Here is an 11,834-nt window from a genome sequence, read left to right on the forward strand (position 1 = left end):
CAAAAGCTCAGAGCGCGAACGCTTTTCGCAGTGCTTCGCATTGGCTTTCGAAGAACCTCTGCGCGACGGAGGTGCGTCTGGCGATGCGGTCGAAGCCGTGGAACGCGCCCTGCACCACCTCCAGATCGCAAGGCACCCCGGCCTCGACAAGCCTTTTGGCGTATGCGATGTCTTCTTCGTAGAACAGGTCGACGGTGCCGGTGCCGATCCAGGCCGGCGGCAGTCCGGCGAGATCGGTCCGCCGCGCGGGAACCGCGACGTCTCGATCCACGCCGCGCAGATAGGACTCCCACGCGAACCGGTTGGTGCGCTCGTTCCACAATCGATACAAGTGCGCCACAGAGTGTTTCGCGACCGTCCGTCGTCGAGCATCGGGTAACTCAGCAGCTGCAGCACCGGCCTGATCTCGCCGCGATCGCGCGTGACGAACGCCAGCGCCGCCGCGAGGCCGCCGCCGCCACTTTCGCCCGCGATCGCGATGCGGGTGGCGTCGATGGACGGCAGCGACGCCAGCCACCGCAGGGCCGCATAACAGTCCTGCACCCCGGCCGGATAAGGGTTTTCGGGCGCGAGCCGGTACTGGGGCGCAGCGACCGTGATGCCCAACGTGCGGCTGAGCCGCAGGCAGAAGTCGTCACTGTGTTTGGGTCTGCCCATGACATATCCGCCGCCGTGAATCCACAACACCGCAGGCGTCGGGCCGCTGGCCGCTCCCTCGGGCCGATACAGCCGGACCTTTCGGCCCGATGTCAGGGTCAGCACTTCGACGAGCTGCGATTTGTCCGGCAGGCACTGCTCCAACACACGCATGAGCCACAACGTTCTCGGCGTCACCGCGGTGGGCGGCAGAAATCGGGCGATCCAGCGCAATTCGGGGTGAAAGCCGTCGTCACGGGCCATAACCGCGGTGCCTTTCCTCGAGAACCGCCGAGTCGAACGCAGCGCCCACAAATAGAGGAAGCTAGCGCACGGCCGAGAATGCCGTTTCCAACGGACCCCGCGGGGGTACGGTGAGGCAATGGTTTCTGAGCATCCGGGGCGTCGCCCGCCGAGTCTGCAGTCCCGGGCAGAGTGGTTCTTCCGTGCAAGTCCTGGCGATTATCTGCTGGCCCTCAGCGAGATGTACGCGGGATTGCCGCTGGTCGGCAAGTATTTCGAGCCCTTCGGTGGGCTTGCCGCCATGGGGGTGTGGGGGTATCGGCACGCGCCGGACTTTGTCACCGCAGCGATCCGCAGCCGCAATCGCGCCGCTGCGGAGCAGCGCCGGCAACACCGCATGATGACCCACGAGGTGGCAGCCGCCGCGCTGAAGGACTTCGTGTCCCCCGAGCGGCAGAAGGTCGAGTTCCCGCAGCCGGATCGGGTCGCGCCGGTGCTGCGGGGTCTCTCGCAGCGGCGTCGCTACCTGCACAGAAGCGCGGTTAGGTACGGCGACGCGCCCGGCCAGGTGCTCGACGTGTGGCGCCGGCCGGATTTGTCCGGACCTGCGCCGGTGTTGGTGTTCGTGCCGGGCGGTGCGTGGGTGCACGGCAGCCGGCTGCTGCAGGGGCACACGCTGCTCAGCCATCTCGCGGAGCAGGGCTGGGTGTGCCTGTCGATCGACTACCGGGTGTCGCCGCATCACCGCTGGCCACGGCATATCGCCGACGTGAAGGCGGCGATCGCGTGGGCGCGCGCCAACGTCGACCGGTTCGGCGGCGACCGGGAGTTCGTCACGATCGCCGGTTGTTCGGCCGGCGGCCATCTGGCGGCGCTCGCCGGGCTGACCCATGACGACACCGAATTCCACATGGAGCTGTCCTCGGATGCCGACACGTCCGTCGACGCGGTGGTGGGCATCTATGGCCGCTACGACTGGGTGGACCGCTCCACCGAGGAACGCGACCGTTTCGTCGACTTCCTGGAACGCGTCGTCGTCAAGAAACGGCTGGCAAAGCATCCCGACCTGTTCCTCAAGGCGTCGCCGATCGCCCGGGTCCGCCCCGACGCGCCGCCGTTCTTGGTGGTGCACGGCTCGGGCGACAGCGTGATCCCGGTCGAACAGGCTCGCGCGTTCGTCGCCAAGCTGCGTGGCGCGTCGCGTTCGACAGTGGGCTACCTGGAGTTGCCGGGCGCCAGCCACGGCTTCGACATGATCGACGGTGCCCGCACCGGATCCGTGGCCACCGTCATCGGGTTGTTCCTCAACGAGATCCACCGGAGCTATCTGCAGAGCAGGGCCAAAGAGGTCATCTAGCGCTCATGACGCCCGTCGGGTCGACCTTGAAAGAGGTGGGGTGTGAAACGGCTCAACGGCTGGGACGCCATGCTGTTGTACAGCGAGACGCCCAACATCCACACGCACACGTTGAAGATCGGCGTGATCGACGCGTCTGACTTCGACGGCGAATTCAGCTTCGAATTGTTCCGGCGCACACTGCGCCGCCGCCTGCATCTGCTCGAACCGTTGCGCTACAAGCTCGTCGACATCCCGTTCAAACTGCATCACCCGATGTGGATGGAGAAGGCGGAGATCGACCTGAACCATCACCTGCGCCGGGTGCGGGTGGCTTCGCCGGGCGGGCGCCGCGAACTCGACGAGGTGATCGGCGAGATCGCCAGCACCCCGCTGGATCGCAGCCGGCCGCTGTGGCAGATGTACTTCGTCGAGGGCATGGCCGAAAACCGGTTCGCGGTGGTGGGCAAGGTTCATCACGCGCTGGCTGATGGGGTTGCGTCGGCGAACTTGATGGCCAAGGCGATGGACCTGAAGGGGCCGATCCAAGACGAGCGCGACCTCTACGCCACCAACTCTGCACCGCCGACCAGCGAATTGCTCTCGGCCGCATGGCGTGACCATGTCCAGCAGTTCGGCAAGCTGCCGAAGCTGGCGAAGGAGACCGCCAAGGGCATCGGGCGGGTACGCAGACGCGCGAAGGAGCGCGGGGAGCACCCTGAGCTGGCCAAGCCGTTCTCGCCGCCGCCGACGTTCATCAACCATGTGGTTACACCGGGCCGCCGGTTCGCCACCGCCACGCTGGCGCTCTCCGACGTCAAGCAGACCAGCAAGCAGCTCGGCATCACGATCAACGATCTGGTGCTGGCCACCGCCGCCGGCGCCCTGCGCGAGCTGCTGCTGCGGTACGACGGCCGCGCGGACGCCCCGCTGATCGCGTCGGTGCCGGCCGCGCTCGATACTTCGCCAGATCGATTGACAGGCAACGAGTTTCTGGGAATGAACGTCTCGTTGCCGGTGCATGTCGACGATCCGCTGGAGCGGGTGCGGTTGACCGCGCTGTCGGCGAGCATCGCCAAAGAGGAGTTCCATCTGCTCGGCCCGGATGTGGTGTCGCAATGGGCGGCGTATCTGCCACCCCCTCTTGGCCCGCCGGTGTTCCGCTGGCTGTCCAAACGCGAAGCGCAGAGCAGGCTGCTGAATCTGCCGATCTCCAACGTGGCGGGTCCGCGCGAGCGCGGCCGCATCGGTGGCGCCACAGTCAGCGAAATCTATTCGGTGGGACCGTTGATCGCCGGCAGCGGGATGAACATCACCGTGTGGAGCTATGTCGACCAGCTGAACATTTCTGTGCTCACCGATGACGTCACCTTGGACGATCCGCACGAGGCCACGGCCGCGATGGTGCATTCCTTCGCTGAAATACGAACTGCGGCAGGGCTTTCCAGCGATCTCACACCGGTGGAGACGGCGATGGCGCCGGCCCGGGTGGGCTGATGACAAGCAGACCCGGGAACCTCAGGGCGCGTCCTCCCGGGTTTTGACGTACACCCAGGACAGGAAGTTCGCCACCGCGTCGGCGGTCTGATGCGCCCGCGCAGACCCGTACATCTCGAAGGCGTGTTGAGCATGCGGCAATTCGGCGTAGAGCACCGGGCGCTTTGCCACGTCGCGCAACTTGTCGACGAACTCGCGGGCCTCCTGCACAGGGATCAGCGTGTCGTTGCGCCCGTGCAGCACGAAGAACGGCGGCGCATCGGAGTGCACGCGGGTGATCGACGACGCGTCGACGTAGATCTGCCGGTGCTCGCGGTAGCTCTTCTTCACCACGAACTTCTCCAGGATCCGCACGAACTCGCGCCGGTCGCGCCCCTCGATGGAATACCAGTCGTAGCGGCCATAGATCGGTACCGCCGCTGCCACCGAGGTGTCGGCCTCCTCGAAGCCCGGCTGCCACACCGGGTCGTTGGGCGTCAGCGCGGCCAGCGAAGCCAGATGCCCGCCCGCCGAACCGCCTGTGATCGCAACGAAATCCGGGTCGCCGCCGAACTCCGCGATATGCTCCTTGACCCATGCCAGGCCGCGCTTGACATCCACGATGTGGTCGGGCCAGGTGTGCAGCGGCGACACGCGGTAGCCCAGCGACACGCAGATCCAGCCGCGGTCGGCCATCTGGCTCAACAGCGGATAGGCCTGCGGCCGGCGCATCCCGATCATCCAGCCGCCGCCTGGAACCTGAACCAGCACAGGCGCTTTCCCGTCCCGTGGCAGATCACGCTTTCGCCACACGTCGGCTACGTTCGCCCGGTGCGGGCCGTACCGCACGACGTTGTCGCGTCCGACGTAACGACGACGGATCTGGCTGGTGCGCAGCGCGCCCGCCGGCCGACCGGAGCGCGACGGCGTCGTCGGCAGCGACGACACCACTTCTGGGTAGTCGTCGCCGAGCCCGTCGCGTAACGCCGATTTCAGTACCGGACCCGGTGTCGTCACGTTGCGCCGGTAGATCACCGCCAGCACCGCCCACGAGACAACCGTCAGCGCCAGCGCGATCTTGCCGCGCCGCCCGCCGAAGTCGCCCCGGCGCCCGCGCCGGATCGCGTCGATGGCCGACCCGGCCAGAAACAGCTGCGGCAGCTCCGAGGTGTGCCAGCCGAACCAGAACACGATCACGCTGCTGAGGCCGGTGCGCCGCAAGGGCGTCAACCCGTTGAGCGCGTTGATCATTTCCACGGCCGCACGCGCAAGTGGGCGCGGCCGCCGCAGGCGCCGTAACCAGTCAGCCATCGCCTACCCGATTATCGGCAGCCGGCGTTCACGTCCCAGGCGGTCCAGCGCTCGTTGCATCACCTCGCGGACGTGGGCGTCGACCTCGTCGATGTCGGGGTCGTCGCCGAACTCCGCGGTGATGTCGATGGGCTCGAGCACCTGCGTGACGATCTTGGTGGGCAGCGGCAGGTTCGGCGGGAAGACACCGAAAAGGCTGACGCCGAACGGGAATCCGATCGAGACCGGCATGATCTTGGTGCGCGCCGCCCGGGTGATCGGGCCGAGCGCCTTGGCCAGTGCCGTTCCGCGGGCCAGAAACAGCTGGCTTTCCTGCCCGCCGATCGACACGGTGGGGACAATCGGCACGCCGGCTTCAATTGCGGTGCGCACGTAGCCTTTACGGCCGTCGAAGTCGATCACGTTCTCCCACACCGTGGGTCGCATCGCGTCGTAGTCGCCGCCGGGGAACACCACCACCAGATGACCCGACCGCAGTGCCTCGGCGGCGTTCTCCCGGTTCGCCCGGATGAAGCCGGTGCGCAGCAACGCGTTGGCCACCGGCCCGAAGAACAGCATGTCGTGGCTGAGCGTGTGGATCGGCCGGTCGTAGCCGAACTTCTCGTAGAACTCTACGGCCAGGATCGGCACGTCCATCGCGAACTGACCGCCGGAGTGGTTGGAGACCAGCAGCGCTCCGCCGGCGGGCGGAATGTTCTCCAGGCCGCGCACCTCGGTCCGGAAGTACCGGCGCAGCAGCGGGCGCAGGATGCCGACGACACGCTCGGTGAACTCGGGATCCCACTTTTCGATCTCGGCACGGTCGACGTCGGCGTCTGCCATGGTCGAATCCTACCGAGGGGGTGTGGAGTAGTTTCAGGTACTCATGAGCGAACCGTCAGCCGAATCGTCAGCCCCTGTCCTCGTCGAGCAGCGCGACCGCATCCTGCTGATCACCATCAACCGGCCGGAAGCCAAGAACGCCGTCAACGCCGCCGTGAGCCGGGGCCTGGCCGACGCGATGGACCGCCTCGACGGTGACGCCGGCCTGTCGGTGGGGGTGCTGACCGGCGCGGGCGGCTCGTTCAGCGCGGGCATGGACCTCAAGGCGTTCGCCCGCGGCGAGAACGTCGTCGTCGAGGGCCGCGGCATGGGCTTCACCGAACGCCCGCCGGCCAAGCCGCTGATCGCGGCCGTCGAGGGCTACTGCCTGGCCGGCGGCTGCGAGCTCGCGCTGGCCACGGACCTGATCGTGGCAGCCAACAACTCGGCCTTCGGCATTCCGGAGGTCAAGCGCGGGCTGGTCGCCGGGGGCGGCGGGCTGCTGCGGCTGCCGCAGCGCATCCCGTATGCGATCGCGATGGAGCTCGCGCTGACCGGCGACAACCTGCCCGCCGATCGGGCGCACGCGCTGGGACTGGTCAACGTGCTGACCGAACCGGGCAAGGCGCTCGATGGCGCGCTGGCGCTGGCAGAAAAGATCACCGCCAACGGCCCGCTCGCCGTGGCCGCCACCAAGCGCATCATCGTCGAGTCCCGAGGTTGGAGTCCCGACGAGATGTGGCGTGAGCAGACCAAGATCCTGATGCCGGTGTTCGCGTCGAACGACGCCAAGGAGGGCGCGATCGCGTTCGCCGAGAAGCGCGCGCCGCGCTGGACCGGAACCTGAGCGCGCCCATGTCGCCGATCGAGGTGACCCGTGGCCTGCTCAACCGCGACGCGTGGGTGCGGCACGGCTACCTCGACGTCCTCGGCGAATCGGTGAGCTCGCCGGCGCCGACGTTCGCCCAGCGTGCGATGAACAGCCGGTTCGTCGCGGGCGTCTACGAGCGGGTGTGGCGGCCGCTGTCGTTCTACGTCGCAAGCGGTGTCACCACCGGCGCCGAGCTGCGCCGCGCCCGCGACGACCTGCGGCCCGTCGGCGCCGCCAAGCTGCTCGATGTCGCTTGTGGCCCAGGCAATTTCACGCGCCGTCTGGCCGACGAGCTGGCGGACGGCGGGATCGCGATCGGGCTGGACATCTCTGAGCCGATGCTGACGCGGGCCGTGGCCGACAACAGCGGCCCGCACACCTGCTACGTGCGCGCAGACGCGCGGGACCTGCCGTTCGACGACGCAACCTTCGACGCCGTGTGTTGTTTCGGCGCGCTGTACTTGATGCCCGAGCCGCTGCGCGTCGCGCAGGACATGGTGCGCGTGCTGGCGCCCGGCGGCCGCATCGCGATCCTCACCAGTTGCCTCAGCACCGTGGCGCCGGTGCGGCTGGTGACCACACCGCTGGCCGACGCCGTGGGCCTGCGCATGTTCGACGAGCGGGAATTCGTCGACTTGTTCACCGAGGCGGGGCTGACCGACGTCCGCCAGGAGACCCAGCGGGTGCTGCAGTACGTCACCGCCACCAAACCGGCCAAACCCGCCCGCTGACGGTCGAGCGATGTCAACCATCTACTTCACCGGCTCGAGTCTGGACGGGTTCATCGTCGACGAACACGACAGCCTGGACTGGTTGACGTCGCGCGACATCGACCCGGCCGGCCCGTACGGCTACGAAGCGTTCATCCGGTCGGTCGGTGCGCTGGTCATGGGTGCGACCACCTACGAGTGGGTGGTCAAAGAGCATCCAGGGGAGTGGATGTATCCGCAGCCCAGCTGGGTGCTCACCCACCGCCCGCAGATCGTCGCCGGTCACCCCGTTCAGGCGTTCAGCGGCGACGTGACGCGGCTTCACCCGAAGCTGGTCCAGGCCGCCGGATACAAAGACGTGTGGATTGTCGGCGGGGGCGAGGCGGCGGCGCAATTCGTCGAAGCGGGGCTTGTCGACGAACTCGTGGTCAGCTTTGCCCCGTGCACGCTCGGCCGCGGCGGCCGGCTGTTGCCCACGGCGTCGGAGTGGTCGCTGGTCGAATCCGGGGTCAACGGCGACTTCGTCTGCGCGCGGTGGCGAAAGCTACCGTTAAGAAACCGTTAGAACTGGTTCCGCGACGGTCAGCACCCAAGTGCTCGACGTGATCCGCGCTACACTCACCGCAGGTTGAGATCACAGCCTCCGTGAAAGCGCTGCGCGGCGGATATTTACCTGTTGTTCAATTAGAGCCGTTGCGCGCCAAGCGTTTTCGAAAGATCAGCGACAGACTCGATGAGGGTACGTCAATGACTGCTGTGCATACCGATACCAGGTCTGACGCGCTTCATGGCACATCAGTAATCGATTGTGGCCGTGCGTGTTTGACGGCCCAAATCTATAGCTGGCTGACTGTGATCACGATCAGCGGCGAGATCGACGCCACCAATGCCGACGAACTGCGCCACCGGGTGATCGCGCTGGTACCTCAGGACGGCGCGCTCATCGTCGACATGGTCGACACGGATTTCATCGGTGTCGACGGACTGCGCGCCCTGTTCGCGTGGAACGTCGAGTGCATGCGCACCGACGCCCGATGGGCGGTCATCGGCAGCCACGCCGTGCACCGGCTGCTGCGGGTCGGCGACCGCGACCAGTTGGTCCCCGCCGTGCGGTCGGCGACCGAGGCGCTGCAGCGGGTCCGCCGCTCGGGCCGTGACCAGCGGCCGTTGCGCCTGGTCACCTAGCGCGGGTTACGCTCGGTTCGGCTCTTCACGCGAAGCGCCTGAAGCCGGCGCTTCGCGCGACTACGGAAGGTGCCGGGCATGGGTCACTACAAGAGCAATGTGCGCGACCTCGAGTTCAACCTCTTCGAGGTCCTAGAGCTCGACAAGGCACTGGCCGGCGGCGGATTCGGCGACCTCGACGGGGAGTCGGTGCGCCAGATGCTTGCCGAAGCGTCGCGGCTGGCCGAGGGCCCCGTGGCCGAGTCGTTCGCCGAAGCCGACCGTCATCCTCCGACGTTCGACGTCGCCGAGCACGCCGTCCGGCTGCCGGAACCGTTCAAGCAGTCGCTGCGGGCCTGGCAGCAGGGTGAGTGGTTCCGGGTCGGGCTCGACGAGCACGTCGGTGGCGTGCCTGCGCCGGCGATCGTGGCCTGGGCGATCAACGAGTTCGTCTTGGGCGCCAACCCCGCCGTGTTCATGTACATGGCCGGCCCGATCATGGCCAACATCGTCTACCACATCGGCAACGAGCAGCAGCAGCACTGGGCCAAGCTGGCCGTCGAGCGCAACTGGGGCGCCACGATGGTGCTCACCGAACCGGATGCGGGCTCCGACGTCGGGGCCGCCCGCACCAAGGCTTCCCAGCAGCCGGACGGCACCTGGCACATCGACGGAGTGAAGCGGTTCATCACCAACGGCGACACCGACGACCTGTTCGAAAACATCCAGCATCTGGTGCTGGCCCGGCCCGAGGGCGCAGGCCCGGGCACAAAGGGGCTGAGCCTGTTCTACGTGCCGAAGTTCCTCTTCGATCCGCAGACCGGAGAACCGCGCGAGCGCAACGGCGTCTACGTCACCGGCCTGGAGCACAAGATGGGGCTGAAGGCGTCGGCCACGTGTGAGCTGACCTTTGGCCAGCACGGCAAACCTGCGGTCGGTTATCTGGTCGGCGACACCCACAACGGCATCGCGCAGATGTTCCGAGTCATCGAGTACGCGCGAATGTTCGTGGGCACCAAGGCAATTGCGACCTTGTCCACCGGGTACCTCAACGCACTCGACTACGCGAAGATCCGGGTGCAGGGCGCGGACATGACTCAGATGACCGACAAGACCGCGCCTCGGGTGACGATCATCCACCATCCCGACGTGCGTCGTGCGTTGATGACCCAGAAGGCCTACGCGGAGGGGTTGCGCGCGTTGTACCTGTACACCGCCGCGCACCAGGATCCGGCGGTGGCCGCGGTGGTGTCCGGGGCCGATGCCGAGCTGGCCGAGCGGGTCAACGATCTGCTGTTGCCGATCGTCAAGGGCGTCGGCTCCGAGCGCGCGTACGAAATTCTGACCGAGTCGCTGCAGACGCTGGGCGGCTCCGGCTTCCTGCAGGACTACCCGATCGAGCAGTACATCCGCGACAGCAAGATCGACAGCCTCTATGAGGGCACCACCGCGATCCAGGCCCAGGACTTCTTCTTTCGCAAGATCGCGCGCGACCACGGCGTCGCGCTGCAGCACGTCGTCAGCCGCATCCAGAAGTTCCTCGACGACGACGGGGCGCGCCAGGAGCTGGCCGAGGGCCGGACACTGCTGGCCACTGCGGTCACCGATCTGCAGGCCATGGCCGCCGCACTCACCGGCTATCTGATCGAGTCGCAGAACAACGCGCGCGAGTTGTATCGCGTGGGTCTGGAGTCGGTGAAGTTCCTGCTGTCGGTTGGTGACCTGCTCATCGGGTGGCTGCTGTTGTGGCAGGCCGAGATTGCGCTGCAGGCCCTCGACGGCGACCCCGGCGACGACCGCGCGTTCTACCTCGGCAAGGTTGCGGTCGCGAAGTTCTTCGCCAAGAACGTGCTGCCGCGGCTGTCCGCCGAGCGCAGCATCGTCGAGAACGTGGACCTGACGATCATGGAGATGCGCGAGGAATCGTTCTAGCGAGGTGTCATGGCAGACGAAGGCCATCGCGCCTTACTTGACGGTTACTCGAAAGCGGCGGCACCGCAGCATCGAAGCGGCGCGACGCGCGCTGGCCGCGCCGAAGGGCTCGTCGAAGCCGTCGCGTCGGCTGATGCGGCTGTTCGACGTGAGCACCCGCACCGTCGACGGGTTCGACGTCCACGTCGTGCGCCCGGCATCCCCTAGCCGTCACGCGACAGTCGTCTACCTGCACGGCGGCGGATACGTCACCGAGATCCAAAAACAGCACTGGTCTTTGGTCTCGCAAGTCGCCGCCGGTGTGGGTGTGGAGGTCTGCGTGCCGATCTACGGGCTCGCACCCCAGTATCACGCTGCGCAGGCAATTTCGTTGGCGCAGAACGTGTTTCGGGAAGTCACGGCGGCCGGGCCGATGTATGTGATGGGGGATTCCGCCGGCGGTGGCTTGGCGTTGGCCGCGACCCTGACGTGGATGCAGGCGGGCGCCGCTGCCCCGCTCGGTTTGACGCTGATCGCGCCGTGGCTCGACCTTGCGTTGCGCAACCCCGCCATTGCCGCGGTCGAACCGCGCGACCCCTGGCTGTCGAAGATCGGACTTCACGAGTACGCCAACGCGTGGGCGGGCGGCCTGTCGTATGACGATCCACGGGTCAGCCCCCTCTTCGGCGATCTCACCAACGTCCCGCCGATCGACCTCTACGTCGGTGACCGCGACATCACGCTGCCGGACTGCCGCGTCCTGGTCGACAAGCTTCCCCGCGACCGGGTCTGCTACCACGAGCGGCCGGGTGCCCTGCACGTGTACCCGCTGCTGCCCACACCTGAGGGCCGGGCAGCACGCAGAGATATCGTGGCCCACGTCAACACTGCGACAGCCAAGGGAGCACGCCAATGAAGGTGATTTCATCCATCGACGACGCCGTCGGTCTGGTCGGCCAGGAGCTTGGCGTCGGCGAGTGGAAAGAGATCGACCAGAAGCGCATCGACGCGTTCGCCGACGTCACCGAGGACCACCAGTGGATCCACATCGACGTCGAGCGTGCCAAGAGCGAAAGCCCCTATGGCACAACGATTGCGCATGGCTTCCTCACGCTGTCGATGATTCCGGTGATGAGCAAGGACAACTTCCGCGTCGAGAACGCCAAGATGGCAATCAACTACGGGCTCAACAAGGTTCGCTTTCTGGCGGCTGTCCCGTCGGGTGGCCGGATCCGCGCCCGCTCCGAGCTCGTCGACGCCGCCAAGGTGGGCGACAGCATGGTCAACCTGACGGTGAAGCACACCATCGAACTCGACGGCTCCGAGAAGCCGGCGGCGGTGGCGGAGACCATCGTGCGGGTGATCTTCTGACCCC

General features: G+C 66.9%; 11 protein-coding genes and 1 pseudogene. 9 read left to right on the top strand and 3 right to left on the bottom strand.

Going from position 1 to position 11,834, the window contains the following annotated elements; genetic code table 11:
* Positions 1-7: 7 nt before the first annotated feature.
* Positions 8-900, bottom strand: a pseudogene (locus AC5Y39_RS00995) (alpha/beta hydrolase).
* 118 nt (positions 901-1,018) lie between these two features.
* On the opposite strand from AC5Y39_RS00995, the gene AC5Y39_RS01000 reads away from it, so the two are divergent.
* Positions 1,019-2,236, top strand: coding sequence for an alpha/beta hydrolase fold domain-containing protein (locus tag AC5Y39_RS01000; RefSeq protein WP_500048134.1), 1,218 nt, complete (start codon positions 1,019-1,021; stop codon positions 2,234-2,236).
* Between the two features lie 42 nt (positions 2,237-2,278).
* On the top strand, positions 2,279-3,712 hold the full coding sequence (locus tag AC5Y39_RS01005) for a WS/DGAT/MGAT family O-acyltransferase (RefSeq protein WP_500015865.1): 1,434 nt from the start codon (positions 2,279-2,281) through the stop codon (positions 3,710-3,712).
* A gap of 21 nt (positions 3,713-3,733) precedes the next feature.
* Here AC5Y39_RS01005 and AC5Y39_RS01010 read toward each other — a convergent pair whose 3' ends face one another.
* Together AC5Y39_RS01010 and AC5Y39_RS01015 are read right to left on the bottom strand one after the other, a co-directional pair.
* Positions 3,734-5,002, bottom strand: coding sequence for an alpha/beta hydrolase (locus tag AC5Y39_RS01010; RefSeq protein WP_500015866.1), 1,269 nt, complete (start codon positions 5,000-5,002; stop codon positions 3,734-3,736).
* 3 nt (positions 5,003-5,005) lie between these two features.
* On the bottom strand, positions 5,006-5,824 hold the full coding sequence (locus AC5Y39_RS01015; RefSeq protein WP_500015867.1) for a lysophospholipid acyltransferase family protein: 819 nt from the start codon (positions 5,822-5,824) through the stop codon (positions 5,006-5,008).
* A 43-nt stretch (positions 5,825-5,867) separates the two neighbouring features.
* On the opposite strand from AC5Y39_RS01015, the gene AC5Y39_RS01020 reads away from it, so the two are divergent.
* From AC5Y39_RS01020 to AC5Y39_RS01050, 7 genes are all read left to right on the top strand, one after another.
* Positions 5,868-6,650, top strand: coding sequence for a crotonase/enoyl-CoA hydratase family protein (locus AC5Y39_RS01020; RefSeq protein WP_500015868.1), 783 nt, complete (start codon positions 5,868-5,870; stop codon positions 6,648-6,650).
* An 8-nt stretch (positions 6,651-6,658) separates the two neighbouring features.
* Positions 6,659-7,405: a class I SAM-dependent methyltransferase gene (locus AC5Y39_RS01025; protein ID WP_500015869.1), complete on the top strand. Its 747-nt coding sequence runs from the start codon at positions 6,659-6,661 to the stop codon at positions 7,403-7,405.
* Between the two features lie 10 nt (positions 7,406-7,415).
* A complete protein-coding gene (locus AC5Y39_RS01030; RefSeq protein ID WP_500015870.1) occupies positions 7,416-7,949 on the top strand; it encodes a dihydrofolate reductase family protein in 534 nt (177 codons plus the stop codon).
* A gap of 287 nt (positions 7,950-8,236) precedes the next feature.
* Positions 8,237-8,569 carry an STAS domain-containing protein gene (locus AC5Y39_RS01035; protein WP_500015871.1) on the top strand — a complete coding sequence of 111 codons (333 nt, stop codon included), beginning with the start codon at positions 8,237-8,239 and terminating at the stop codon, positions 8,567-8,569.
* 78 nt (positions 8,570-8,647) lie between these two features.
* Positions 8,648-10,480, top strand: a complete 1,833-nt coding sequence (locus tag AC5Y39_RS01040; RefSeq protein ID WP_500015872.1) for an acyl-CoA dehydrogenase — start codon at positions 8,648-8,650, stop codon at positions 10,478-10,480.
* 4 nt (positions 10,481-10,484) lie between these two features.
* A complete protein-coding gene (locus AC5Y39_RS01045) occupies positions 10,485-11,375 on the top strand; it encodes an alpha/beta hydrolase fold domain-containing protein (protein WP_500015873.1) in 891 nt (296 codons plus the stop codon).
* Positions 11,372-11,830 carry a MaoC family dehydratase gene (locus AC5Y39_RS01050; RefSeq protein ID WP_500015874.1) on the top strand — a complete coding sequence of 153 codons (459 nt, stop codon included), beginning with the start codon at positions 11,372-11,374 and terminating at the stop codon, positions 11,828-11,830. Before AC5Y39_RS01045 ends, AC5Y39_RS01050 begins: the two co-directional genes overlap by 4 nt.
* Positions 11,831-11,834 lie beyond the last annotated feature (4 nt).

Source organism: Mycobacterium sp. NGS39 (assembly GCF_059812765.1).